Raw genomic sequence first — 26314 nt, forward strand, 5'->3', positions numbered from 1 at the left:
CCGGACTGGCCGGACCGAACCGGTTGAACCGAACCGATTGAACCGGACCGGTCGGACCGAACCGGGCGACACCTGCGGGGACCGCGAGGGCGGCCCCATGCACCAGCAACAGATGGAGACACGATGAGCATGGCCCCGAACACGGACCCGCAGTCGCCCGCGCCGCACGCCGCCGACAGCCACGACCTGATCCGCGTGCACGGCGCGCGGGAGAACAATCTCAAAGACGTCAGCATCGAGATCCCCAAACGCCGCCTGACCGTGTTCACCGGTGTCTCCGGATCGGGCAAGAGCTCGCTCGTGTTCAACACGATCGCCGCCGAGTCGCAGCGGATGATCAACGAGACCTACAGCGCCTTCGTGCAGGGCTTCATGCCGACGCTCGCCCGCCCCGAGGTCGACGTCCTCGACGGGCTGACCACCGTGATCACCGTCGACCAGCAGCGGATGGGCTCCGACCCCCGCTCCACCGTGGGCACGGCCACCGACGCCAACGCGATGCTGCGCATCCTCTTCAGCCGCCTCGGGACGCCGCACATCGGCCCGCCCAGCGCGTACTCCTTCAACACCGCCTCGGTCCGGGCCAGCGGCGCGATCACCGTCGAACGCGGCGCCAAGAAGACGGTGAAGGCCACCTTCAACCGTACCGGCGGCATGTGTACGCGCTGCGAGGGCCGGGGCTCGGTCTCCGACATCGACCTCACCCAGCTCTACGACGACTCCAAGTCCCTCTCCGAGGGCGCGTTCACCATCCCCGGCTGGAAGTCGGACAGCCAGTGGACCGTGCAGGTCTACGCCCAGTCCGGCCTTGTCGACCCGGACAAGCCGATCCACGAGTACACCAAGAAGCAGCTTCAGGACTTCCTCTACGGGGAGCCGTTCAAGGTCAAGGTCAACGGCGTCAACCTCACGTACGAAGGACTGATCCCCAAGATCCAGAAGTCGTTCCTGTCCAAGGACAAGGAGTCGATGCAGCCGCACATCCGGGCGTTCGTGGAGCGCGCGGTCGCCTTCGCCACCTGCCCCGAGTGCGAGGGCACCCGGCTCAGCGAAGGGGCCCGCTCGTCGAAGATCGGCAAGCTCAGCATCGCCGACGCCTGCGCGATGGAGATCCGCGACCTGACCGAGTGGGTCCGCGGCCTCGACGAGCCGTCCGTGGCGCCGCTGCTCGCCGCGCTGCAGCAGGCCCTCGACTCGTTCGTGGAGATCGGTCTCGGCTATCTCTCGCTCGACAGGCCGGCGGGCACCCTGTCCGGCGGCGAGGCGCAGCGCGTCAAGATGATCCGCCACCTCGGCTCCTCGCTCACCGACATCACCTATGTCTTCGACGAGCCGACCATCGGCCTGCACCCCCATGACATCCAGCGGATGAACGACCTGCTGCTGCGGCTGCGGGACAAGGGCAACACGGTGCTCGTCGTGGAGCACAAGCCCCAGACCATCGCGATCGCCGACCACGTGGTCGACCTCGGCCCCGGAGCGGGCACGGCGGGCGGCACCGTCTGCTTCGAGGGCACCGTCGAAGGGCTGCGCGCCAGTGACACCGTCACCGGCCGCCACCTCGACGACCGGGCCACCCTCAAGAAGACGGCACGCAAGCCCACCGGCTCGCTGGAGATCCGCGGCGCGACGTCGCACAACCTGCGGGGCGTCGACGTCGACATCCCCCTCGGGGTGCTCACCGTCGTCACCGGTGTCGCCGGCTCCGGAAAGAGCTCGCTCGTGCACGGATCGATCCACGACGACGAGGGCGTGGTGTCGATCGACCAGGGCGCGATCCGCGGCTCCAGGCGGAGCAACCCGGCGACCTACACCGGGCTCCTGGACCCGATCCGCAAGGCGTTCGCCAAGGCCAACGGCGTGAAGCCGGCACTGTTCAGCGCCAACTCCGAGGGTGCCTGCCCCACCTGCAACGGCGTGGGCGTCATCTACACCGACCTGGCGATGATGGCCGGTGTCGCCACCCCCTGCGAGGAGTGCGAGGGCAAGCGGTTCCAGGCGGCGGTCCTGGAGTACCACCTCGGCGGCCGTGACATCAGCGAGGTGCTCGCGATGTCGGTGACCGAGGCCGTGGAGTTCTTCGGCGAGGGCGAGGCGAGCACACCGGCCGCGCACCGCATCCTCGTCCGGCTCGCCGACGTCGGCCTCGGCTACCTCAGCCTCGGCCAGCCGCTCACCACGCTCTCCGGCGGTGAGCGCCAGCGGCTCAAGCTGGCCACCCACATGGCCGACAAGGGCGGCGTGTACGTCCTCGACGAGCCGACCACCGGCCTGCACCTCGCCGACGTCGAGCAGCTGCTCGGCCTGCTCGACCGGCTCGTGGACTCCGGCAAGTCGGTCATCGTCGTCGAGCACCACCAGGCCGTCATGGCACACGCCGACTGGATCATCGACCTCGGTCCCGGCGCCGGCCACGACGGCGGCCTGATCGTTTTCGAAGGCACCCCCGCGGACCTGGTCGCCGCCCGCTCCACCCTCACCGGCGAACACCTCGCGGCCTACGTCGGCGCCTGACCCGGCGTCTGTCCATCGAACGCCAGTAGCCCCGCGGCGACAGGTTCAAGGGCCTGTCGCCGCCATGGTGATCACTTTGTTGTTCGAGTCGCGCATTCGGGTGAATCAGGTCTGCCGACCGGTTTTGGGCTCCCTAGTATCTGGTTCCGTGACAGACGGGAAGAGGCGCCCAGGACCGGCTGACCACACGACCGACGTGGTCGTCCTCGGGGCCGGACCGGCCGGGCTCGTGCTCGGCAACATCCTGGTGGACCGGGGGATCGACTGCGTCGTCCTGGAACGGTCCGAACGCGCCCATGTGCAGAGACGGGCCCGTGCCGGATTCCTGGCGGCCAACACCGTGCGGATCCTGGAACGGCACGGTCTCGCCGAGGGGCTGAGCCGACACGGAAAGATCCACAGCACCTGCGAGTTCCGGACCGAGGACGGCCGGTTCCGGCTGGACTACAGCGGGCTCGGGCAGGGGGAACAGCACACCGTCTACCCCCAACAAGAGCTGGTGAAAGGCCTGTTGACGAGGTTCCTGGCACGCGGCGGGCAGCTTCGTTTCGGCACCGAGGCCGTAGCCGTGCGCCACGCCGACACCGGGCGTCCCGAGGTGGCCGTGCGAGACGCCGACGGACGGCCCGGCCTGTGGCGGGCGCGGTACGTGGCCGGCTGCGACGGGCGGCACGGCGCCGCCCGGCGTTCACTTCCCGCCGGTACGGTCCGCCACCACCGCGACCACGGCGTGACCTGGCTCGGCCTGCTCGCCGAGGCACCCCCCAGCCTGGACGCCGTCGGATACGCGGTCCACGAGCGCGGGTTCGCCGGACACATGGCCCGCACCAGCGAGGTCACCCGCTACTACCTGCAGACCGGGCGCGGCACCCCGGCCGACGCCTGGTCCGAGGAGCGGATCTGGGACGAGCTGGAACTGCGGATGCGGTCGCGGGAGTACGGCCCGCTGCGCCGCGGGCGCGTCGTGCAGCGCTCCGTCGTCGACCTGGAGTCCGACGTGCTCGAACCGCTGCGCCACGGCGCGCTGTTCCTCGTGGGCGACGCCGCCGGTCTGATCAGCCCGTCCGCCGCGAAGGGCGCCAATCTGGCGGTTCTCGAAGCGGCACTGCTGGCCGACGCCCTGACCGATGACCTCACCCTGGGGAACCCGGCGGGCCTCGACGCCTACTCCGCACGCTGTCTGACACACATCTGGCGTGCCCAGGAGTTCTCACACTGGATGATCGGGCTGCTGCACGGCCCCTCCGGCACGGACGGCGAGTCGCTGTTCCACAACTCCCTGCGCCGCTCCCGCCTCACCTCGCTGCGCACCTCGCGCAGCCAGCAGGACTGGTTCGCCGAGCACTACGTCGGCGTATAGCCCGTCACGCCCCGAGCCCCGCACCCGCCTGCATCCGTACGCCCACATCTATACGCCCACATCTGTACGCCTGCCTCCGTATGTGTACATCCGAACCCCGGAATGAGGATCCCCCCGCACATGATCACGGCATTGTCGGGCGACACGTCCCGTCTGCGCGCGACGGTCGACTTCGTCAAGGAACAGGACACCGCCACACTGCTCCCCCTCCTGTTTCCCGGGCTCGACGGCCCGGAGCTGCGGGCCCTGGTGGAGTGCTGCGACTTCTCACACGCGGCGCTGCTCGTCTTCCCGTCCGACGAGGCGGCGCTGGCCGCCATGCTCGCCGACTGCGGGCTCGTCCCGGGCACGCCGCCACAGCCGAGCGTCGTCGTGCGCGAACGCCTCGCCGTACGGCACAAGCGGGGTGCGGCGGAGCTCGACGTCGGCATCCTGCGCCCCGCTGTGGAACGCCCGGACGGGACGCGGCGCATGGTCGAGGTGTTCGCGCTGACCGTGCCACCGGGGTCGGACCTCGGCACCGTCGCCGCCTACGAGCGGGAACGGCAGCACGAGACACACATCGCCTTCGAGGTCGAGACACCTGACCCCTTGGTGCTGCGCGGCCTGTGTGCGGCCTTCGGACGGTACGGCGCCACCCCCGACGGCGGCGGCTACAACCCGCACGAGAACGGCACGGTGTTCTACTTCACCGCGCCCGCCGAAGCCAAGGCCGGGTACCGGCGCGTGGAGCTGTACGTCCCCGGCGACCACCGCGACATCCTCGCCGCCCACCTCGACGAGCACCGTGCACGGCAGCCCGCCGAGACCCTGCTGCGCCTGCTGACCGGGGCATGGACGACACAGGCCCTGGCCGCCTTCGCCCAGCTGGAGGTGGCCGACGCGATGGACGAGGAGCGGGGCATCGGCCTGGCCGAACTGGCGCGGGACACCGGTGTGCTGGCTCCGAACCTCGCCACCCTGCTGCGCTACCTCACCATGCTCGGCGTGGTGAACGAGGGCCGCGACGGATTCCGGCTCACGGACACCGGCCGGCTGCTGCGCGCGGACGCCGAGGGGTCGATGCGGGCGCTGGCGCTGATGTACGGAGGGCCGTTCTACGAGTCCTTCGCCGGGCTCGGACACACCGTGCGCACCGGAGAGGTCGCCTTCGAGCGGTGCTTCGGCGAGAACCACTTCGACCACTTCGCCCGCGATCCCGAACTCGCCGAGCTCTTCGACCGGTCGATGGCCGCCGGTTCACGGATGTTCGATCCGCTGCCCACCCACCCGGTCCTCGCGGCGGCGGCCGAAGGGGCCACGGTGGTCGACATCGCGGGTGGCGACGGGGAGTTGCTCGGCCGGATCCTGTCCGCGCATCCCCGCCTGCACGGCATCCTGCTGGAGCGTCCGCGCACCGTCGAGACCGCCCGCCGCCTCCTCGACGCGGCCGGCCATACGGAGCGGTGCGCCTTCCGGGCGGGTGACTTCGCGGACGTACCCGCGGGCGGCGACGTCTACGTACTGTCCCGCGTCCTGCACGACTGGGACGACGACCGCTGCCGCGAGATCCTGCGCCACATCGCCCGCGCGATGTCCGACACCGCCGATCTGCTCGTCGTCGAACGCGTCCTGCCCGCCGACGGCTCCGCCTCCCTGGCCACGGCCTGGGACCTGCACATGATGTGCAACGTCGGCGGCCGGGAACGGCGCGCCGACCACTACGCCCGGCTGTTCGCCGACGCGGGCCTCACCCTGGTGGGTCTGGCACCGCTGCCCCTGGACGGCAGCGTGCTGCATGTCCGCACCCGATCCCGCTGAGAACGCTTCGGCCATACGGTCACCGGTCGTCCCTCGCGGCCCCTCGCCCGGTGACGGGCGTGGCCGACCGGCCGCGGTGGGGCGGGTGGTGGCGAGGGGCCGGTACGCGGCGGGAGACTTGGCCCCATGAACACAACCGATCCCAAGGCCGACCTTCACTTCTACCTGCAGAACGCCCGTGACGCCCTGCTGTGGAAGCTCGAAGGGCTCTCGGAGTACGACATCCGCCGTCCGCGGACGCCGACCGGCACCAACCTCCTGGGCCTCGTGAAACACACGGCCGGTGTGGAGTTGGGCTACCTCGGTGACACCTTCGGCAGGCCGTCCGGCGAGACACTGCCCTGGCTGGAGGCCGGCGCCGAACTCAACGCGGACATGTGGGCCACCGCGGAGGAGTCGCGCGAGCACATCGTGGGGCTCTATCGCCGGGCCTGGGCGCACGCGGACGCGACGATCGACGCGCTCGCGCTGGACACGGTCGGCCGGGTGCCGTGGTGGCCGAGCGGCAAGGACGAGGTGACGTTGCATCATGCCGTCGTGCGTGTCGTCGCAGACACGCACCGGCACGCCGGCCATGCCGACATCCTCCGGGAACTCATGGACGGTTCGGTCGGGATGAACAAGACCAACGACGGCATGGCGTCGGATGACGCGGAGTGGTGGGAGGAGTACCGGAGCAGGCTGGAGCGCGCGGCTCAGGAAGCAGACCGCGACGCGTGACGCAGCACCGTACCGCCCTGGCGGCGGCCACTCGGGCCCGGCACGATCGCCCTCGTGACAAGTCCCCCACGACGGGTCCCCCACGACAGGTCAGCGGGACGGGCCGTCGAGGTCCTCTGCGGGTACGCCGATGGTCTCCTCCCGCATGCCCCACGGCGACCCGTACTCCGTGAGCAGGTCGAGGAACGGCCGTGGAGGCATCGCCTCGGGGCCGAGTACTCCGCTGCCGTGCCAGGCCCCGGACGCGATGAGTTCGAGGGCCGCCACGGGGTTGATCGCGGTCTGCCAGACCACGGCCTGGGAGCCGTACTCCCGCATCGACCACTGGTTGTCGACCACGTGGTAGAGGTACACCTCCCGTGGCCGGCCGTCCTTGGTGCCCTTCACCCAGGTACCGGCGCACGTCTTGCCGCGCATCCGGTCTCCGAGTCCGGCCGGATCGGGCAGACAGGCGGCGACCACGTCCCGCGGGGAGACCGCGGCCTTGCCCCCGCCGCCGCCGTCCACGGTGACCGGCTCGGTACGGTCCAGACCCAGTTTGTGCAGGGTCTGCAGGACGCCGATGGACTCGTCGCCGAGTCCGTACTTGAAAGTGACCCGCCCGGCCTTCAACCACCGTGGGATCAGGAGCACTTCCTCGTGCTCGACGTTGACGCACTCCACCGGACCGATGCCCTCGGGGAAGTCGAAGACCTCCGGCTCGCTGAAGGGCGCTGTGGTGAACCAGCCCCGGTCCGCCTCGTAGACGACCGGCGGGTTGAGGCACTCCTCGATGGTCGTCCAGATGCTGAAGGACGGGGCGAAGCCGTATCCGTCCACGACCAGGTCGGCGCCGTCACGGACGCCGATCTCCTCGATCTCGTCGAAGAGGACGTCGGCGGCGTACCGGGCGAACACGTCCGACAGGCCCGGCTCCACCCCCATACCGACCAGTGCGAGCCGGTCCGCCGCCTCCCACTCGACGGACCGGGCGAACTGCGCGTCTCCCAGCTTGACGCCGCACTCCTCGTAGGGACGGACCGGATGCGGCCGGGAGAGGGACATCGCCATGTCCAGGTAGTGGGCGCCATGGGTGAGCGCCGCGTCGAAGAGCGACAGCACGAAACGGGGGTCTGTGGCATTGAGCAGGACATCGCAGTGGTGCTCGGCGAGCGCGGCCCGTACGCCGTCGGTGTCCGAGGCATCGAGCAGCGCCGCCGAGAACCGGTGCTCGTCCTCTCCGAGTGCCGCGACAGCCGACTCGGCCCGCGAGAGGTCGTGGTCGGCGACAACCATGTGCTCGAAGAAGGAGCGCCGGGCCGCGATCCTGGTGATCGCGGTGCCGACGCCCCCTGCTCCGACCAAGAGGACTCGCATCGCGCGGCACTCCTTCGTCCGGCCCGCCCGTTCAGTGGGCCAGGACGATAGCAGTGGCGGCGCTCGAACCGTCCCTAGTACGCCTCCTGCTTCCGCGTGCCGGGTTTCCGTGTGCTGGGTTTCCGTGTGCTGGGCGGTGGTGCGGTGCGGCCCTGGAGTTCGATGGCCAGGGGTGCGGCCGTGAACATCGAGGAGTACGTGCCGACGACGATGCCGATGAGCAGGGCGAGGGCGAAGTCCGTCAGGGAGTCGCCGCCCAGCAGAGTGAGGGCGGCGAGGATGAACACGGCCCCCATGCCCGTGTTGACGGTCCGGGGGAGGGTCTGCAGGATCGCGGTGTTGACGAGGACCGGGAAGGAAGTCCTCTTCTGTTCGTCGGTCCGGTTCTCTTTGGCGGGCCGGCCGGCGGCCTGGTTGTCGGCCGACAACTCCCTGATCCGGTCGAAGACGACGACGGAGTCGTTGACGGAGTAGCCGATCACCGTGAGCAGCGCGGCGAGGAAGACTCCGTCGACCGGCTTGCCGAGCCAGGCGAAGACACCGACGAGGATCAGGGTGTCGTGGACCATCGCGGCGACCGCGGACGCCCCGAAGGCCCAGCGGAAACGGACCGCGAGATACAGCAGTTGCGCGGCCAGGGCCGAGCCGAGGGCGATGAGAGCTCCACGGCGCAGTTCGTCCCCGAGGCTGGGGCCGATGAGCTCGTCACGGATCTTCTCGGCACCTCCCGCGAGATCGCCGACGGCCTTGTCCACCTCCGCCGCCTCGGCGTTGGACAGCTGATCGGTGCGCACGGTGAGGTCGCCGTCGCCTGAGGTCTGCACGACCGCGCGGGGCTGTCCCACGTCGGCCAGGGCGCCCCGGGCCCGGTCGGCGTCGACCGGCGCGGAGGTGGCGTACTCCATGAGCCGTCCGCCGGTGAACTCGACGCCGAAGTTCAGCCCTCTGACAGCGATGCCCGAGGTGGCCAGGACGAGGGCGACGGCGGACGCCGCCAGCCAGGTGCGCCCGTGCCGCATCAGGTCCGGGTTGCGGCGGGTGAGCCGGTCGCGGACCTTCCCGGTGTCCGCGATGCCGGTGAGACGCGGACGCCGTCGTACGGACCGGCGGGCGACCGCGTGGTCGGCGAGGACGCGGGTGATGACCAGGGCACTGAGCATGGAGGCGAGTACGCCGATGCCCAGGGTGACGCCGAAGCCGCGGACCGGGCCGGAAGCGAGGAGGAAGAGCAGACCGGCGGCGATGAGGGTCGTGATGTTGGAGTCGGCGATGGCACTGAAGGCGTTGCGGAACCCGGCGGTGAGAGCCGGGCGCAGACCCTTCCGGCGGGCCGCGTACTCCTCACGGGCCCGTTCGAAGACGAGCACGTTGGCGTCAACGGCCATGCCGATGGCCAGCACGAACCCCGCGAGCCCCGGAAGGGTCAGGGTGGCGCCGAGCGCGACCAGGGCCGCGTAGGAGATGACCCCGTAACAGGCCAGGGCCAGGGCGGCGAGGGCGCCGAGGAGCCGGTAGACGGCGATGATGAACAGTGAGGTCAGCGCGGTGCCGATGACGGCGGCCCAGGCACTGGCCTCGATGGCCGAGGCGCCGAGCGTGGGGCCGACGGTGCGCTGTTCCACGGTCTCGACCGGCACCGGCAGAGCCCCGCCGTTGATGAGCAGGCCCAGTTCGCGGGCTTCGTCGCGGCGGAAGGAACCGCTGATCTGGGTGGATCCTCCGGTGATGCCCGTACGGCAGGCGACGGTCGAGTCGACCTGGGGGGAGGAGATGACCTTGTCGTCCAGGACGATGGCGACGCGGCGGGCCGGATCGCCGGCCGGGTGACACGCGGCCCTGCCGGTCAGCTGGGCCCAGGCGTCGCCGCCCGCACCCTTGAAGTCGACGCCGACATACCAGCCGGCCCCGCTCTGCTGGTCGATACGTGCCTCGGCACTGTCGACGTCCGCGCCGGTGAGCACCGACGGGCCCAGTCGTACGGGGTGTCCGGACTCGTCGGGGAGGACGAGGTCGGCCGGCGGCTCGGTCGGCCGTTCGGACTGCCGCTCGGTCTGCGACTCAGGTGTGGCTTCGCCGGAGTCACCTGTGCCGGGGCTCGTGGACGGATCGGTACCGAGAACGGGGTGGAAGGCGAGCTGGGCCGTACGGCCGAGGACGTCCGCGGCTTCGCGCGGGTCCTGGACACCGGGCAGTTCGACGATGATCCGGTCGTCCCCGGAACGGGCGATGGTGGGTTCGGACACGCCGAGCGCGTCGATGCGGTGGCGGAGTACCTCCAGGGTGCGGTCGGTGGCTTCGGAGTCGGCCTCGGCGGTGGGGGAGTCACGGGTTTCGAGGACGATCTGTGTTCCGCCGCGCAGGTCGAGTCCGAGACGGACCGGCACGGTGAGGGTGATGTAGAGCGACAGGGCGAGCACGGTCAGGGCGAAGAACGCCCGCACGCGGATGGCGCGCGACAAGGGTGCCTCCAACAGGGCAACAGGCATACCGCGCCCGTGAGACGGGCGCGGTGGGGATCGACGGGTGACGTCAGATGCCGGTTGACGGCGGCGGGCCCCGCCCGCTGTGCCGCGCGGAGTGCTGCGGAGGTGTGAAGGCGCCGGGAGCGGCCGACTGCGGCGGCCCTGGTTCCGGCAGGGGGACCACGAGGCCGGCCGGTACGGACACCCCGGCGGGAGGCGGTGCGTGCCACTCGCCCGCGGTGGACCGGCCCGCGCGGGGCGGCTGCCCGCAGACGGTGGTGCAGGTGTCGTCGACGCCGGTACGGGTGTCGGCCTCGGCCTTTGCCAGTACATGTGCCAGTACATGTTCCGGCGCCGGGCTGTGGTGTGTGGCGACCGGGACCGGCGTCGGTGTGCCTGGGGAGGCCGTGGCGGGGATGCCCTGCAGGCCGAGTACGCCGAGGAGTGTGAACAGCGCCGCCAGCAGCATGCCGGTGACGGGGGGCCGGTGTCCGGCGGTGGGGGAGGCCGCACGGGTTCGCTCTGCCCTGTGCTCTGCCACGATGTCTCCCCCCCCACCTGTCTCTGCCCGAACGGGTCACGCCGACGAAGAACGGAAACACCGGGTCCGCTCATGGGCGGGCCGCCACGGACGGCGGCCCCACAGGACAACGCACGGGCGACGCACAAGGTTCGCGCGAACCGGCACGGATGAAGGAATCAGGTCCGGGACGCCTGACGGTCGATCTCCTCGTCCGGTACCCAGCGCAGCACGTCACCCGGCTGGCAGTCGAGTGTGCGGCAGATCGCGTCGAGGGTCGTGAACCGCACGGCCTTCGCGCGGCCGTTCTTGAGCACGGCGATGTTGGCGGGCGTGATGCCGACGGCGGCGGCGAACTCACCGACCGACAGATTGTGCCTGGCGAGCTGGAGGTCGATGTCGACGATGATCGCCATCAGACGACCCCGGCGATCTCGGTCTCCAGGTCCGTCGCCTTGCGCAGGAGGCCTCGCATGATGACGGTGAGCATCGCGAACGCCGCGCCCACGGCGACAGCCATGACCGTGGCCCCCAGTACTCCGAGGAGTTCCATGCCGTCGTCCGGAGAGGGAATGTCGCTCAGGAGGATGTGCACGGAGACCCCGCCCGCCAGCAGCGTCGCCACGACCGAGGACCCGATGACGATGTCGACCCAGCGGAAGGCCAGCGGCGTGAAGATCGCGTCACGCTGCACCATGTCGAGCAGCATCCACACCGCGAAGAGGGCGACCTGGACACAGGCGACGCCGATGATCGCCACCGTCACATAGGGCGTGGCGAACGGGCCGTAGGGCGGGAAACGCTCGACCTCGTCGGCCGCCGTCGTCGGAATGACCACTATCTGGCCGAAGAGCCCGCCGGCGACCGTCGCGAGGATGCCCACCCGGAGCACGGCAATGAAGAGTTGATGCATGCATCGATTATCGATCGGTATCTATCGAAAATCAATCGATTCCCCAAACTCTTCATATGGCCTGGTGAGCGAGGGCCCCTTGTGGCGGGAGGAACGAACGATCACGCTGCAAGGGCGGCCGGACCAACGGGCAGGGCCGGCCCACAGCACAGCCGGTCGCCCCGGCATGGCACCGACAGGAGCATTCGTGACGTACGACATCACCGCCCTCCGCGCCCAGTTCCCGGCGCTGAGCGCCGGGATCGCGCACTTCGACGGGCCTGGTGGTACCCAGACCCCACAGCCCGTCATCCGGGCGATCGCCGACGCGATGGCGCAGCCGCTGTCCGTCCGGGGCCGGATGACACCGGGGGAGCGCAACGCCGAGGCCATCGTCACCAGGACGCGACAGGCCCTGGCCGACCTTCTGGGAGCGGACCCGGCAGGGATCGTCTTCGGCCGCAGCGCCACACAGCTCACCTACGACTTCTCCCGCACCCTCGCCAAGTCCTGGTCACCCGGCGACGAAGTGGTCGTCACCCGCCTCGACCACGACGCCAACATCCGCCCCTGGGTCCAGGCCGCCGCCCAGGCCGGCGCCACCGTGCGCTGGGCCGACTTCGATCCCGCCACCGGAGAACTGACCGCCGCCCACATTCGCGCCGTACTGTCCCCGCGCACCCGGCTGGTGGCCGTCAGTGCCGCCTCCAACCTGATCGGAACGCGTCCCCCGATCGCCGAGATCTCCGGCCTGGCACACGAGGCCGGAGCGCTCACCTACGTCGACGGCGTCCACCACGCCGCCCACGCGCTGGTCGATCTGGAGGAACTGGGCGCGGACTTCTTCGTCTGTTCCCCGTACAAGTTCTTCGGCCCCCACCACGGAGTTCTCGCGGCCCGGCCGGAGTTGCTGGAGACGCTGCACCCGGACAAGCTGCTGCCCTCCACCGAAGCGGTCCCGGAACGCTTCGAACTGGGCACCCTGCCGTACGAGTTCCTCGCGGGCACGGAGGCGGCCGTCCATTTCCTCGCCGGGCTGGACGCGAACGCCACGGGGACACGGCGGCAGCGTCTTGCCTCGGCGTTCACGGCCCTCGAAGCACATGAGCAGATCCTGCGCACACAGCTCGACAAGGGACTGGCCTCACTCCGAGGAGTCCAGGTCCACTCCAGGGCGGCCGACCGCACGCCGACCGTGCTGCTCACCTTCGAGGGCCGGTCGACGGCGGACGCGTACAGCTTCCTCGCGGAGCGTGGCGTCCACGCGCCGGCCGGGTCCTTCTACGCGATCGAGGCCTCCCGCCGACTCGGCCTCGGTGACACGGGAGGCCTACGGGTCGGCCTCGCCCCCTACAACAGCACGGAGGACATCGAGCGGTTCCTGACAGGCCTGGCCGAGTTCCTGGCACTCTGAGGGGCTCACCGGCCGTCTTGATTCAGGGCGGTTCAACCTGAATCAAAGGGAAGGCGGCTGTGCCGGATCGGCGCCCCACGCCGCGGCGCACAGCGCCCGGTCCACCTCCTCGGTGTAGTGGGCCGCAGCGAGCCAGGCGCGGGCGAACCTGTCGATGTCCGCGGGGATCAGCCGGCCGAAGACATCGCGGGACCGGTCCGCGGCAGCCGCGTGGAGTTCGTCGAGGAGGTCTCCCGCGCAGGCGAAGCCGTACCGGCTCAGACGCCTGCTGTCGGCGGAGCCGTCCCCCGGGAAGGCGAGGACGCGACGGCCCGCCGAGGCCGCCTGGTGGACACGGCGCCGCAGGAGATGCAGCGGCGCCTCGTCCGGGGCGGGCGGGGAGCCGGCCGGGGGCATTGCCGGGGCGGGCAGATCCGCGTGCTGAAGGCGGTCGAGGCCCAGGCCGACATGGACACCCGCAGCACGGGGGTGCTCCACGGCGACCAGCAGTGCCCGGGGTACGGGAGCGGGGTCGAGGCGGGCTATGACACGCAGCCGGGTACCCGGCGCGCTCGCGAGGAGCCGGAGGTTGTCGCGGTGGGGCAGCGCGGGATGGTCGTGCGCGGCGGCGAGACGGAGTGTCAGACCGTCGCAGTCGGCGAGCAGACAGTCGCCCGCGGCCTCGCGGACCGTCCCGGTGAGGGTGACATCGAGGAACAGCAGATCGTCCCCGCCGGCCGAGCCGGTCAGGGCACGTGACACCTGTTCGGCCACCGGTGGCGCCCACAGACGGTCGAGAGGATCCTCGCTCCAGGCGGCGCCCGCCGCCCGCACGGCCCGCACGCCCGCGCCCGCACCCAGCCGGCCCGTCGGGGAGACGGTCGCGCCGGACACGGCGAGCCCGGCCCGCGACAGCTCTCGGTGGCTGAGGGTCGTGTCCCCGACGCGGACGGCCCGGTCGGCCGCGCCCACGGCCCGGCCGGAACCGCCCGGGGCGACATCGGACACCGTGTACAGCCGGCCCTCGGCGTCGGCCGTCCAGGTGACCGCTCCCGCATAGCCGGTGGCCGTCAGGACGGGCTCGGAGAACAGCCCGTACAGCCGCAGGGACCCGTCCGGAGCGTACGGCTGCCGTGCGGTGCCGCGCAGGCCGGCGAGTTCGGGTCCGGTGGAGTCCGGAAGACGGTGGGACGTCCCGAGAACCTCGCGCAGAGCGGCGGTGAGATCGGTGAGGCGGTACGCCGGATCGGCGGCGCGGGCGGCGCGCAGTTGGGTGACCACGGAGACCGCCGAGGCGGAGACCCTGGGCATACCACTGACCCGTGCGGTGTGCGCGGCGCGCAGCAACTCCGCCTGCAGCACGGCGCCTGCCCCGTCCGTCCCGGCTTCGAGCACCGCGCCCGCGGCGGCGTACATGGCCCGCGCGGCGGCACGCTGCTCGGGAGTGGCGGCCTCGGCCTCCGCGCCCGGCACGGTTTCCGATACCGGCTCGGAGCTGGACCCGGACCCGGACCTGGACCCGGACCCGGACTTGGGCTCGGCGCCGGGATCGAGGCCGGACCCGGTGCTGGACTCGGAGTCGAGGATGGGCGCGGAGTCGGTGATCGGCGCGGACTCGGCGATCGGCGCGGCCGAGGCGGCGGCGGCGCGGTGCAGGCAGTCCGGTGCCAGCAGGCAGCCGCAACGGATCGCGTCCGCGCTGGTCACGCTGCCACCGGGAGCGTGCAGTTCGAGGTGGGTGTCGTCGTCGACGGCGATGCGCACGGTGTCGCCTTCGCGGACGCGCGGGCGATCCGCGAGCTTGGTGACGCCGGCGTCCAGCCGCTTGCGGAGCCGGGGGGTGAGCCCCCGCACGAGTTCGGCGGTCACGGACGGGGCGACCGGAGGCAGGTCGAGGCTCATGAGACTTTCTCCCCTACCCAGCGGGCGAGTTCGAGCGGGCTGAGGGCGGCGACGGGCATACCGGCGGCGACGAGCTGTCCGGCGACGCCGGTCGAGTACCGGGGGCGGCCCATGTCGTCGAGACTCGCGCAGCCGAGTACATGGCAGCCCGCCCCGACGAGGCCGCGGACCTCGGCGAGCAGACCTCCGATGGGGTAACCCTCCTCGAAGTCGCTGACGACCACGACGAGGGTGCGCGACGGCACGGTGACGAGCTCGCGGGCATGGCGCAGTCCCGCCGCGATGTGGGTGCCGCCGCCCACACTCACCTCAAGCAGCAACGACAACGGGTCGTCGACATGGCCGGTGAGGTCGATGACCTCCGTGGAGAAGGCCAGGAAGTGCGTGGACAGGGTCGGTACCCCGGCCAGGACCGAAGCGGTGAGCGCCGCCCAGACGGTGGAGGCCTCCATGGACCCCGACACGTCGGTGACCAGGATCAGCCGCCAGTCCGCGGCCCGTTTGGCGCGCGAACGGAAGACGGGGTGCTCCGGAACGACCTGGACGGTTCCGTCCGGGCCGCGGCGTGCCGTCGCGAGGTTGGCGCGCAGGGTGCGGGCCAGATCGAGTCCGCCGCCCGGCCGTCGGCTCGGGCGCGGCAGAGTCGTGCCGTGCAGCGCGGGACGCAGGCGGGTGGCCAGTTCCCGCGTCAGCGCCTCGACCAGGCGGCGGACCAGTGGGCGCAGGGCGGCGAGCCGTGCCTCGGGCAGCCCTCCCGCGTGCCGGAGCACGTTACGCAACAGGTCGACGGAGGGGCGCACGCTGTTCGGATCGAGTTCGGCGAGCACGTCCTTGCGGCCCGACGTGGCGGCAGCCGCCAGCACCTCCTCCCGGATGCCCGGGCCGAACAGCGCGGCGAGTTCCTCGGACCACTCGCGCACTCCGGGGTACGGGGCTTCACGGCCGCCGCGTGCGCCCGGCCCGTTCAGACCGCCTCTGCTGCCCTCGCCGCGGCCGCTGCCGTACAGCTCGTCCAGCGCGGTCGCCAACGCCGAAGCTGAGGACGGCAGTTGCTCCGTACGGCGGCCGAGCACGAGCCGCCAGCGATCGGCGGCCCCGAGGACGTGTTCCTCGGGGGAGGGCTGGGCGACACCTGGGGCTGCTGCCCCCGGTGCCTCGGGTCCCTCGGGCGTTTCGGACGTCGTCGGTACGTGCTTGCCCACGGGCGGCGGTGGCAGCAGCCCGAGCGTGCGCAGGGCGGCGCGGGCCGCGAGGTCCGCGCCGGTCCAGGTGGCGAGTGCGGCGGGATCGACGCCACCGGTGTCGCTCGGACGCGTGGTGGCGAGGCGCTCCTCGACGATGTCGAGGAGCCGGTCCCGGGCCGCGGGACTGAGGGCGTCGAAGCCTCCCCGCAGCGCGGGGAGCCGATCGAGGAGGTGCCGGTCGGGCATCTCGGCCACACGGTCGAGCAGCGGCTCCAGGGCGGGAGGCGCCGCCTCCAGCAGCGGACCGGCGGCAGTCAGCACGCCGATGAGGCGGTCGGTGAGCGCCGACCGGGCCTCGGGGGTGTTGGCCGCGTCGACCCAGGAGGCGATGCGATCCCCGAGAGCGTGCGGGTCCTCGTGTCCGAGGAGCACCCGTACGGCTCCGGCGGCGCCGCGCATCAACGGAGAACCGTCGGCGGCCAGCCGGGCGAGCGCGTCGGTGAGCCGTATGCCGCCCAGGAGGTCGGCGCGGTGGGCGAGTTCGAGCAGCGCGTGCGCGTCGGCCGGGTCCTCGGAGCCCGTGAGACCGTCCACCTGCCGCACCGCGGCCGCGGTCAGCAGCTCGGCCACGCCGGCCACCACGGCGGTACGTTCCTTGCACGCGTCCAGGCCCGCGACATGACCCGTCCGCAGCCGGTCCAACAGAGCCAGAGCCGCGAGGAGTTCCGGCAGTGTGGCCGACTGGGGGAGCACCTCGCGGACATCGGTGAGACGTTCGTCGGTGAGAGCCGGCAGACCGCACTCCGCCGCCTGCCGGAGCCCGTGCAGGGTCTGTGCGGCCGTGGGTCCGCCCTCGTCCTGCTTCGTCCGCCGACGCTCACGCAACAGGCCTTCGGTGGCCTGCGCGAGGGTGACTCCTCGGACACCGGCCGCGGTCAGCATGGCCGCCGTGGCAGGTGTCCAGCGCGCCTCCCAGCGTGAGGTCAGAGCCTCCGTGCCGCCGGCGCCGACGGATTCCTTGCGCTCCCCGTACGGCACACCGCACACGGTCAGACGCTGCAACAGGAGTTCACGGCGGCGGTCCAGGTCGGAACGCAGCGGGTCCAGCCGCAGCTCCCGGGTGGCGTCGGTGCCACGGCTGTCGGGCCCGGGGAGCCGCAACGCGGCCAACTCGTCCTCCACCGCCGGAGCGAGTCCGCTGCGGGGCGCTCCGGGGGCCGGACGGCCGGCGCGCGTGCCTACGAGCACCCGCTCCATCGCCCGTGCGACGGCCCGCCCTCGCCCGTACGGCTCACCCTGCGTGAGTACGGTCTGCACCGCCTCGACCAGCTCGCCCCGGCCGGCCATGGGGAGGCCGCGCAGCCGGGCGAGATCTCCGGCGAGGCGGGTGATCTCCCTGGCCTCCGCGGGCCCCGACGGGTGGCCCAGCGTGCGCAGTTCGGCGCAGACCTCCACGGCGGCGCGAGTCAGGGCCTCCTCCAGCGCGGCCGGATCGCCCGCCGCGCGCAGCACCAGATGCTGCCACTCCGGATCCCGGATACCCGCCGGATAGCCGGACCGCTCGTCGAGCAGCGCGTAGGTGTAGGGGATGAGAGACGTCGTCCAGGCGGGGGAGTCGGAGCGGGTGGCGCCGGGCGAGGGGGACCGGGGTGCCCCAGCCGCCCCCGGCGACGCCGGCGACGTCAGCGCCGGCGACGTCAGTGCCGATGACATCAACGCAGGCGCATGGAAGGCGCCGACGACCACGGCGGCACGTTCGCCGTTCGCGGTGGCGGCGGCCAGCCGGGCGCGCATCCACTCCTCGCGCCGCAGGTCCAGCTCGGGCACGCCTCCCGAGGCCGCCGCGTCCTCACGCAGCGCCCAGCCCGTCAGAAGCGCGGCGCGACGCAGCGCTTCGGGAGGCGAGCCCGGGGCGGCCGCCTCGACGAGACGGTCCCAGAGATCGTCACCGGAACGGCCCGTGAGGCGCGCCCGCAGTGCGGTGGCGATGCCTGCGGCGGCCCGGGAGACCGGTGCGGAATCGAGGTCCGGTGCCGAATCGCTCGGCACACCCGGTGACCGCGGGGCCGACGACCGGTCCGCACCGTCGTGGCCGTCATGGTCGTCGTGACTGTCGTCCGGGGGCACGGCGTCGTGGCCGCCGTTCGGACGCACGGGATCGTGGCCGTCTTGCGGGCGTACGGCGTCGTGCGGATGTGCGGGGTTCTGGCGTCCGGCGGTGCTCCACGCCCGGTCGGCGAGCGGCAGGTCGCACGCGACGACCGGCACGCCGTGCCGCGCGGCCCAGCGCAGGGCGGCCAGTTCGGGCGAGAAGTCGGCGAACGGATAGAAGGCCGGACCCCGGCCGCCGCCCCCGTCGCGGGGAGCGGCGGCGAGGGCGACCGGAGCCCGCGTCTCCTCATGGCTGAGCCAGGGAAGCCATTCCTGCATCTCGTCGGGGAGTTCGACGAGCAGCACGTCCGGCGCGGCCGCGTCCAGCAGTGCGGGCACGGCCGCGGCCAGCGAGGGCGCGTGATGCCGTACGCCGATGAGACAGGGCGCCGCCGGGTCGGTGAGGGCCGCGACGGCTTCCTCGGGGGAGAGGGGCACGGTGGTCAGTCCTCCAGGACGGTGCGCAGGTCCCACAGGGTGCGCCAGGTGGCGGAGCCTTGCTCGGCGCGGCGCCTGACGGGGCCGTCCCAGTAGCCGCGCAGCCGGGCCGCGTCGGCGGGGTCGTCCTTGCGGACCACCCCGAGGAGGTGGCCCGGCAGCAGGCCGAGGACATCACGGTCACCGGGGAAGTAGGCGGCGGCGAGCCCCAGGGCGCCCGCCACGGACACGGCTTCCGCGGTGCTCATCACCGTGGAGGGCCGCTCGACCTCCCAGCCCTCCGCGGACCGGCCCTCCCGCAGATCCCGGAAGGCCGTGATGAGGGCTTCCAGCACGGCGTCGTCGACCCGGAAGGGCGCCCCGGCCCGCTCGACCGAGGCACGGGCCTGACCGCGTACGAGCGCGGTCTCGGCGTCGAGGTCGGCGATGGGCCCGATGGTCTCGAAGTTGAAGCGGCGCTTGAGCGCGGCCGACATCTCGGAGACGCCCTTGTCGCGCAGGTTGGCGGTCGCGATGAGGGTGAAGCCGGGCGCCGCGTGCGCCAGGGCGTCCTCGGTGCCCGACAGTTCGGGCACGGCGATGCGCCGCTCGGACAGCAGCGACACCAGTGCGTCCTGCACCTCGGGCAGGCAGCGGGTGACCTCCTCCACCCGCGCGACGGCTCCCCTGGTCATGGCGGTCAGGACGGGCGAGGGCACCAGGGCCTGCCGACTGGGCCCCTGGGCCAGCAACAGGGCGTAGTTCCAGCCGTACTTCAGCTGGTCCTCCGTCGTGCCCGCGGTGCCCTGGACGACCAGGCCGCTGGTGCCGCAGACCGCGGCGGACAGCAGCTCGGACAGCATGGACTTGGCGGTGCCGGGCTCGCCCACGAGCAGCAGCCCGCGCTCACCGGCGAGGGTGACGACGCACCGCTCCACCAGGGCGCGGTCGCCGACGAACTTGCCCTCGATGACAAGACGCCGCGGCACCCCCTCGGGCACCTGGCCGCCGTCGGGCAGCCGCAGTGCCTGCCCGCCGCTGCCCATGACGAACGTGACGACGGCGCGGGGCGTGAGCCGCCACGCCGGGGGCCGGGGCCCGCCGTCGTACGCGGCGAGGAAGGCCAGCTCGGTTGCGTGGCGGTCCTCGGGCGGGGTGATCTGGCGGCCGGGGGCGGAGGCCAGGGTGGTCGTCATCGGTGGTCCGTCCGGTCGCGTCGTGAGGTCGTCGGCAGGGGGGTTGTGAGCAGAGGGGTCGTCGGCAGTGCGGGCGTCATCCGCGGAGCCGCCGTCCGGGGAGCCGTCATCAAGGGGCCGTCCTGTCGGCTCGGGTGGTGGTCATCGGCGGCGGCCCTTCCGGGTGGCGCGGGTGGTGAGCTTCTCGTAGGCGGGCACGTCGCCGTCCCGCACACGCTGCCAGGCGCGGGCGAACAGCTCGGGCACCGGGAGGAACGGCACGGCGCGCGTGCTCTCGCGTATCGGGTAGAGGCTCTCCTTCCAGGTCTCCACCGGCAGGGCGGGGGACTTGAGGTCACGCCATCCGCACGGCAGGAAGAGGGTGCGCCCGGCGCGCGGTCGCTTCGCCTCGACCACCAGGTCGGTGGCGGCCAGTTCGGCGCGGGCCTTCTTCAGCCGGGCGGGCCTCCAGCCGGTCCAGCGGGCGCAGTTGCGGTCCGTCGGATCGGGCAGGGCCAGCAACTGGAGGTAGAGCGTCGCCGCGTCCTCGCCCAGACCGTGTGCCTCGGCGACCTCGGCGACCAGCGCGGGAGCGGCGACGGTCGGGTCCTGCGCGTATCCGGCAGGCCCCTCGGGGTCGGCGCCGGCCTTCAGCGCGTGGGCCAGTTCGTCGGCGAGGATCGAGCGCAGGGCCTGGAGACCACCGTCGCGATCCGGGCCCACCAGGCCCGACAGGAGGCCGAGGACCGCGTCGTCCGGGCCGGTGAGGGCGGCGGGGCGCAGCAGGACCGTCTCCCGGTCGCCGTACCAGGGGCGCAGCACGAGGACGTCCCCGACAGGTGTCAGACCGTGCTCGTCGGCGCCCCCGGTGGTGGGGAGCCCGTGCACCTTGCGCAGTTCGACCGCCGTCGAGGCGCCCTTGTCCGTCCACATGACGTCCAGGTCCAGCAGCAGTCCGGGGTCGGTGAGGCGGCGCCGCAGCGCTGCCAGCCCCTCGGGCAGGGACGCGCGCAGCGGGTGCGCGTACGGCAGGGCGTAGGCGAGTGAGGCCAGGGAGGCGACAGCGCGGGTCAGGTCGTGCCGGCCGGGCAGTGCGGTGGGGTCCGCCGGTCCGAAGTTGCCGTCCTTGTCGAGACGCTGCACCGTGGTGCGGCTGATCCAGGGGGTGAGCCCCGGGTTGAGCACGGCCTCGGCGAAACCGGCGGGCAGACCGGCGAGGTCGACCGCGAGATCCTCGGGCAGGCGGACGACGGAACCGAGCCGCTCGGCCCACACCCGGCCCGCCGCCGCCGTGTCGGGGCCGGTCGTCCACAGGTCCGCGGGGTCCTCGGGCAGCAGGGCACTGAGCAGCGCGGACCGGTCCTCCCCGCTGAGCGAGGACAGACGGCCGTTGCCCAGGTCCAGTTGCCGGGGCTTGAGTCCGATCGTCGCCAGCGCGTCGGCTCCGGGCTGCTGCGGACGCCCGGCGAGCAGCACCGTCGCCTGGACGGGGCCCAGGCCGCCGCGGGTCGCCGCGGCGAACGCGGCGGGCGCCTCGGGCAGCCAGGGCGCGGCGCCCTTGTCCCGGACCAGCCGGGTGACGGCGGCGAGGCCGTTCTCGGGGAACGCCGACACCACCGCCTTCTCCTTCTCCAGGGTGAAGTGGGCGACGGCACCGAACGCACCCGAGGGGTCGTGGTCGAGAGCGAGCCAACTGACCCGGGCCCGCTGGGTGTCGACGTTCTGGCAGCCCAGGACGACCACGGTGCGGCCATCACGGCGAAGTACCTGACCGACGCGCTGCTGCTGGGTGTGCGGCTCGCTCAGCTGGATCTCCCGGAGCCCGTGTCCGGGCGTGGCGAGCGGCCCTTCGGTGATCGCCTCGAACAGCAGGAGCAGCGCTTCGCGCTCGGCCTCGGCCGCGATCGGTGTGGCGGCCCGGTAGGCCAGTGGCCGCAGCGCGGCCAGCAGGGACGGCCACGCACTGCCCATGCCGGGGACCGTGTACTCCTCGCTCCGCCACCCGTCACCGACAGCACCCGTCACGGCGAGGTCGGGCAGCGGCTTGCCGTCGGCGGGCCGCCCCGACAGGACATGGTTCACGGCCCGGATCTGGCGCAGAGCGGTCCACTGGGTCTCGCTGCCCCAGCCTCCCCACATGTCGGCGAGGCCGTCGGCCGCCGTACGCACGGTCCGGTCGTCGCCGTGCACGGGACTGTAGTCGGCGAACATGCCTTCGCTCCGCCGTCGGTCGCTCCGCGGCCGCTCGACCGGCGGCTCCACGAACGAGGCGACCGACCCGACGACCCGGAGCGTCGCGTGGACCAGGGCGGACACACCGGTGAGCATCCGCTCGTCGGTGAGGTCGGGCAGGGCCTTGGACACGGCACGCCGGACGAATTCGTCCGCGGACGGGACGACGGGCTTGGCGTCGGCGGTGGTCCTGACGGCATGAACCGCCCTGAGGACGGCACTGCGCACCTTCGTGGCGGTGGCACCGGCCTGGGGGGCGGCGCCGTCGGCCTTGAGGATCTGGGCCTCCCGCTCGGCCAGCGCCTGGGCCGCGGCGGCCAGGACGTCGGCCGCCGTCTTGTCGGTGAGCGCGCGCAGTACGGCGGACGCCCGCTCGTCACGGGGGCGCAGCGCGTGCCAGAAGGCGACCGGCGGTACGAGCCGGGTGCCCGCGGCGAACTCCCCGCCGGCCTGACCGGGTGTCACCCGGCCGAGCTCGCCGGTGACCGACGTGTCCTCGGCGGCGAACAGCGCCACCTGCTGGTGGAGCTGTGCCGCGACGGGCTCGGCGCCGCCGGGCAGTCGCAGCGCGCCGAGGGGGAAGCCGGTCGACCTGCTGCCGCCCGAAAACAGGGTGACCGTCCTGCCGTCCGGTGTGCCGCTGGTCGTCCGGGCCTCGGCGCCGGCGCCCTCCGAGCGCACCCAGCGGCCCAGCACCGTGCCGTCGGTGCCGAACGGGCTGTGTTCGAGGCCGGGTTGCAGCGGCAGAACCTCGCAGTGGTGCTGCAGGAGGGTGGCGTCCGTACGGATGCCCGACTGCAGGAAGGCCGGCAGGGACGCGCGCCCGTGCGTCCCGGTGGCCGGGTCGTACTCCAGCCAGACCTGCTGCAGGCCCTGCCTGCCCTGGCGCCAGCACGTCGTGCCGTCACCGATGACGGGCCGGTCCGCCGGCAGGACGGTGTCGCCGGCGTGCAGGGTGCGTCCGCCGGTGGCACGGCCGCCGCCGGGCAGCGGGATCGACGGGTCACCGGCGCCGCTGCGGTACCAGTAGGTCAGTTGCTCGCCGCCGAGGGTGAACACCTCGGACGGCCGGGCCGACCAGTAGCCGAACTGCTTGTTGTCCTGCCGCCACATCACCAGCAGTTCGCCGTCGGTGTAGCGGAATTGCGGATGGGTCCAGCGGTCCAGCTCCACGGGCAGCCGCAGGTCATGGTCCAGGAGCACCTCGTCCGGGCCGACGACGACGGCCTTGTGTCCGCGGGACAGGATCAGCGCGGGCCAGGCCTCGGTGAGGCGCAGATGGTCGTCCTGGTCGCGGCCGGTCTCGCCGTCCATGAGCCGCAGCGCCTCGTCGAGGGCGGGCCAGCCCAGCTCGTCGGGGATGCCGGCCCGCAGGGTACGGCCCAGCAGCGGCGCGATCTCGTGCTTCGCGACGCGCGCGACCGCTTGCGGGCTGACCCGCGCGGCGACCGGGCGGAAGGGGCGCAGGCGCTGGAGTGCCGCGCGGGCACCGGGCAGGCCTGTCGACCCGCCGAACGTCTCGGCCGCGTCGTCCAGCCACTCGCGCAGCACGTCGTTCAGGACGGGATGGACGGCGAGGCTCTCCAGTAGCTGGGAGGAGAGCGACCGGTCGTTGCTCAGTGCCCCGACGGCCCGGTGCAGCAGAGGCCGGGTGCGCGCGTCCGCGCCGGCGGCCGTCAGATCGCGTCCACCGGGCAGGCTTTCGCGCAGCCAGCGGTCGAGGGCCAGATGCACATCCTTGTCGGCGTCGGGCATCGCGAGAGGGATACCCGACGCCACGCACAGGTCCAGCAGGTCGAGGTCCGCACCGGCGTACCACCGGCCCGTGAAGAGGTCCACGGCCCGGCCGTCGGCCCGCAGGCGCGGCGCCATCCGCTCGACGAGCTGAAGGGTGAGCGGGGAGCGCCCGCTGACCGTGCCACCGTGCTTGCGGTGGGTGGCCCAACGGCTCAGCCAGTCCGCCGCGTCGACGCTGTCCGCACCGACGACGCCGTCGGCGGTGCCGGTGCCGGTGCCGCCGTCCTCACCGGTGAGGAGGCGATCGGCTCCGGTCTCCGCGAGGAGCGTCAGCCAGAACTCGTCGTCCTTGACGTCGCGTCCCAGACCGGTCGGCATGATCTCCAGCAGCCGCGCCCGCACGTCCCGTCGCCGCTCGGCGAGGACGGCGAGAGTGGCTCGGTACGCGGTCCAGAAGGAGGCGGGGGCACGCACCGCGGCGGGTGAGGCGACCAGGTCGGCCGCGAAGGCGCACTCCTCGGTGACCCTGTTGAGCCCGGCGGCCTTGATCAGGCCGCGGGCATCCTGCGGCAGCGACGCGTACGGCGGCATGCCCGCCGCGCAGCGCTCCACGCACAGCTGCCGGAACTGCGCCCACGCCGTTGCCGGGTCGAGCCGGTGCGCCAGATCCTTCACGTATTCCTTGAGCGCCTTGACCGTCAGTGCCCCGGCGAAGGCGAACTCCAGGAACACGGCACGCTGCCGCTCCTCGTCGACGGTGAGCGCGTGGACCCGCTCGGCCTCGCGGGCCTTGCCGAAGAAGGTGGCGGCGTACGTCGTGTTCTCGTACTGGAGGAAGACCCGGGCTGCCTGTTCGTAGAAAGTGGGCAGGAAGTGGGGCACGGCGCGGCCGAGCCGCTCGCCGAGCACCTCGAAGCCCTCCTTGGCCGTGCCGGGGCGGGACTTGGCCTGGCGCGCGAGCCGCTCGACGTCCTTGACCAGTGCCAGTGCGTGGTGACCGTTGGCCGGGTCGTTGACCAGTGCCCAGGCAGGGAAGCCGAGGGTCTCGCGGCGGACCTGGCCGACCTCGGGAGTCTCCGGTTCGCGGGCCAGACCGAGGAACTCCAGGGCCAGGTCCTCGGCCTCGCCGAGCGTGCCCGGCACGAGCCGGACGGCCACCCGGCCGTCCAGCGCGGGGTGGCTGTACGTCCGCACGGTGAGGGTGTCGGCGTCCTCACCGGTGGTGGCGCCCATGGGCAGGACGGCGCCGGCTTCGAGCAGCGCGGCCGTGGTGGTGTGTGCGTAGGTGGTCATGCGGCCTGCTCCTCGTCCTCGATGTCACGCCCGGCGAACAGGGTGGCTGCCATGCGCATGCCCTCCGACCAGGCGACGGGTCCCACCTGGCCGAGCTTCAGCACCCGGCCGGCGCTGTCGGTCCACATCAAGGGGCCCGTCTCGGTCTGCTCGTAGCTGTCGTAGTCACCGATCCAGACGCGGGCCTCGACGCCGCGGGAGTCCTCCCGCACGGAGCAGACGGCGTTGCCGCCGCGCACGCGGTATCCGTGCTGGGTGGTCCGGCCCTGCAGGAAGCGCAGTTGCTTGAACGCGCCGCCCGCGTAGTCCTCCACGGTGGTGGCCTCGGCGTCGATGCCCGCGGGCCGCCGCCACACCTCGCGGAAGAGCTGCTGGGCGCGCTGCTCGACACCGATCTCGACGGCGAACTCCCGCAGATCTTCGAGCTCGTCCAGGAGGACGGGATGGGGGAGACGGACGAGTTCGGGGGTGATGCGCACGCTGTCTCCGTCGAGGTCGACCAGACCGAGACCGCGGTCGAGGTCGGCGTCCCGCAGGAATCCGGCCACTTCGCTGTCCGGGCCGGTGACCACGAGATCGCGCAGCGCGCTCTGCCAGGCGGGATCGGGCCACACCCGGGCGATGACGGCGAAGGGCACGGGAAGCGAACGCACCATCCACTTCTCGACGTCGGTGAGGCATTGGCGTTCGTGCCGCTCCAGCCACTCGGAGAGCTGTCGCAGTCCCATGACCGCGGGATCCTCCGCGAGTTTGGCCGGTACGGACTTCAACCGCCGTCCCGCGGCGTTGCGGCACACCACCTTTCCGCCGTCGAGGCCGACCTCGTAATCGCCGGCCGTGACCCACCCCATATGTGCCTCCCCGCACTTCACTGATCAAGTGCCGAGAACTGTAGGTGAGACCACTGACAACGCTCCCTCCGGAGCGTATGACTCCGGACCCGGCACTCCGGACCCCGGCACTCCGGACCCGGCACTTCGGACCTCGGCACTCCGGACCCCGGCGCTCCGGATCCCATGGCTTCCGGCGGGCCCGCCCCGCGCCCTCCGCCTGAACGCACCACTCCGGTACGGCGGTTGCGTGACATGGCCGCCGCAGACCGCCTGACCTGCCTTCTTTCGGCCTGTTCGAATCTCGTGGACCGACGGTCGTGTTCCCACGCACTCTTGCTTCCATCACGGCACCCACACACTCCGGGAGAGACAT

At 72.3% G+C, this 26314-nt stretch carries 15 protein-coding genes; 5 read left to right on the plus strand and 10 right to left on the minus strand.

Features of this window, described 5'->3' with window-relative positions; genetic code table 11:
- Nucleotides 1-123: 123 nt before the first annotated feature.
- From OHS59_RS41810 to OHS59_RS41825, 4 genes are all read left to right on the plus strand, one after another.
- Nucleotides 124-2514 carry an excinuclease ABC subunit UvrA gene (locus OHS59_RS41810; protein WP_328498550.1) on the plus strand — a complete coding sequence of 797 codons (2391 nt, stop codon included), beginning with the start codon at nucleotides 124-126 and terminating at the stop codon, nucleotides 2512-2514.
- A gap of 196 nt (nucleotides 2515-2710) precedes the next feature.
- Nucleotides 2711-3874, plus strand: coding sequence for a 4-hydroxybenzoate 3-monooxygenase (locus OHS59_RS41815; protein ID WP_328499568.1), 1164 nt, complete (start codon nucleotides 2711-2713; stop codon nucleotides 3872-3874).
- Nucleotides 3875-3994: 120 nt separating this feature from the next.
- Nucleotides 3995-5674 (plus strand): methyltransferase, encoded by a 1680-nt coding sequence (locus OHS59_RS41820; RefSeq protein ID WP_328498551.1) that lies wholly within the window; start codon nucleotides 3995-3997, stop codon nucleotides 5672-5674.
- Nucleotides 5675-5800: 126 nt separating this feature from the next.
- Nucleotides 5801-6394 (plus strand): DinB family protein, encoded by a 594-nt coding sequence (locus OHS59_RS41825; RefSeq protein WP_328498552.1) that lies wholly within the window; start codon nucleotides 5801-5803, stop codon nucleotides 6392-6394.
- A gap of 90 nt (nucleotides 6395-6484) precedes the next feature.
- Here the strand turns inward: OHS59_RS41825 and OHS59_RS41830 are convergent, their stop codons facing one another.
- The 5 genes from OHS59_RS41830 to OHS59_RS41850 form a co-directional block, all read right to left on the minus strand.
- Nucleotides 6485-7750 (minus strand): saccharopine dehydrogenase family protein, encoded by a 1266-nt coding sequence (locus tag OHS59_RS41830; protein ID WP_328498553.1) that lies wholly within the window; start codon nucleotides 7748-7750, stop codon nucleotides 6485-6487.
- A 74-nt stretch (nucleotides 7751-7824) separates the two neighbouring features.
- Nucleotides 7825-10236 carry a protein translocase subunit SecD gene (gene secD, locus OHS59_RS41835; protein ID WP_443061591.1) on the minus strand — a complete coding sequence of 804 codons (2412 nt, stop codon included), beginning with the start codon at nucleotides 10234-10236 and terminating at the stop codon, nucleotides 7825-7827.
- A 43-nt stretch (nucleotides 10237-10279) separates the two neighbouring features.
- Nucleotides 10280-10753, minus strand: a complete 474-nt coding sequence (locus OHS59_RS41840; RefSeq protein ID WP_328498555.1) for a hypothetical protein — start codon at nucleotides 10751-10753, stop codon at nucleotides 10280-10282.
- Between the two features lie 158 nt (nucleotides 10754-10911).
- Nucleotides 10912-11148, minus strand: a complete 237-nt coding sequence (locus OHS59_RS41845) for a helix-turn-helix domain-containing protein (RefSeq protein ID WP_328498556.1) — start codon at nucleotides 11146-11148, stop codon at nucleotides 10912-10914.
- Entirely contained in the window at nucleotides 11148-11645 is a 498-nt protein-coding gene (locus tag OHS59_RS41850; protein WP_328498557.1) for a DUF2975 domain-containing protein, read from the minus strand. The genes OHS59_RS41845 and OHS59_RS41850 overlap by 1 nt, the downstream gene beginning before the upstream one ends.
- 187 nt (nucleotides 11646-11832) lie before the next feature.
- On the opposite strand from OHS59_RS41850, the gene OHS59_RS41855 reads away from it, so the two are divergent.
- The gene (locus OHS59_RS41855; RefSeq protein WP_328498558.1) at nucleotides 11833-13038 is read left to right on the plus strand and encodes a cysteine desulfurase-like protein; all 1206 of its coding nucleotides are present in this window, start codon (nucleotides 11833-11835) and stop codon (nucleotides 13036-13038) included.
- Between the two features lie 42 nt (nucleotides 13039-13080).
- On the opposite strand, the gene OHS59_RS41860 is transcribed toward OHS59_RS41855, so the two are convergent.
- From OHS59_RS41860 to OHS59_RS41880, 5 genes are all read right to left on the minus strand, one after another.
- Complete coding sequence (locus tag OHS59_RS41860) at nucleotides 13081-14919, minus strand: hypothetical protein (RefSeq protein WP_328498559.1); 1839 nt, start codon at nucleotides 14917-14919, stop codon at nucleotides 13081-13083.
- Nucleotides 14916-18692, minus strand: a complete 3777-nt coding sequence (locus OHS59_RS41865; RefSeq protein WP_328498560.1) for a vWA domain-containing protein — start codon at nucleotides 18690-18692, stop codon at nucleotides 14916-14918. Before OHS59_RS41865 ends, OHS59_RS41860 begins: the two co-directional genes overlap by 4 nt.
- Before the next feature lie 5 nt (nucleotides 18693-18697).
- Entirely contained in the window at nucleotides 18698-19867 is a 1170-nt protein-coding gene (locus tag OHS59_RS41870; protein WP_328498561.1) for an ATP-binding protein, read from the minus strand.
- Between the two features lie 141 nt (nucleotides 19868-20008).
- Nucleotides 20009-25108 (minus strand): hypothetical protein, encoded by a 5100-nt coding sequence (locus OHS59_RS41875; RefSeq protein WP_328498562.1) that lies wholly within the window; start codon nucleotides 25106-25108, stop codon nucleotides 20009-20011.
- A complete protein-coding gene (locus tag OHS59_RS41880) occupies nucleotides 25105-25959 on the minus strand; it encodes a DUF4132 domain-containing protein (protein WP_328498563.1) in 855 nt (284 codons plus the stop codon). Before OHS59_RS41880 ends, OHS59_RS41875 begins: the two co-directional genes overlap by 4 nt.
- Nucleotides 25960-26314 lie beyond the last annotated feature (355 nt).

Origin of the sequence: Streptomyces sp. NBC_00414, assembly GCF_036038375.1 — a bacterium.
Taxonomy (GTDB): domain Bacteria; phylum Actinomycetota; class Actinomycetes; order Streptomycetales; family Streptomycetaceae; genus Streptomyces.

Excerpts from the sequence above, each read along its gene's own strand:
- OHS59_RS41810 (WP_328498550.1), top strand. The coding sequence starts at position 124 with ATGAGCATGGCCCCGAACACGGACCCGCAGTCGCCCGCGCCGCACGCC.
- OHS59_RS41820 (WP_328498551.1), top strand. The coding sequence starts at position 3,995 with ATGATCACGGCATTGTCGGGCGACACGTCCCGTCTGCGCGCGACGGTC.
- OHS59_RS41825 (WP_328498552.1), top strand. The coding sequence starts at position 5,801 with ATGAACACAACCGATCCCAAGGCCGACCTTCACTTCTACCTGCAGAAC.
- OHS59_RS41830 (WP_328498553.1), bottom strand. The coding sequence starts at position 7,750 with ATGCGAGTCCTCTTGGTCGGAGCAGGGGGCGTCGGCACCGCGATCACC.
- secD (WP_443061591.1), bottom strand. The coding sequence starts at position 10,236 with ATGCCTGTTGCCCTGTTGGAGGCACCCTTGTCGCGCGCCATCCGCGTG.
- OHS59_RS41845 (WP_328498556.1), bottom strand. The coding sequence starts at position 11,148 with ATGGCGATCATCGTCGACATCGACCTCCAGCTCGCCAGGCACAATCTG.
- OHS59_RS41850 (WP_328498557.1), bottom strand. The coding sequence starts at position 11,645 with ATGCATCAACTCTTCATTGCCGTGCTCCGGGTGGGCATCCTCGCGACG.
- OHS59_RS41860 (WP_328498559.1), bottom strand. The coding sequence starts at position 14,919 with ATGAGCCTCGACCTGCCTCCGGTCGCCCCGTCCGTGACCGCCGAACTC.
- OHS59_RS41870 (WP_328498561.1), bottom strand. The coding sequence starts at position 19,867 with ATGACGACCACCCTGGCCTCCGCCCCCGGCCGCCAGATCACCCCGCCC.
- OHS59_RS41875 (WP_328498562.1), bottom strand. The coding sequence starts at position 25,108 with ATGACCACCTACGCACACACCACCACGGCCGCGCTGCTCGAAGCCGGC.
- OHS59_RS41880 (WP_328498563.1), bottom strand. The coding sequence starts at position 25,959 with ATGGGGTGGGTCACGGCCGGCGATTACGAGGTCGGCCTCGACGGCGGA.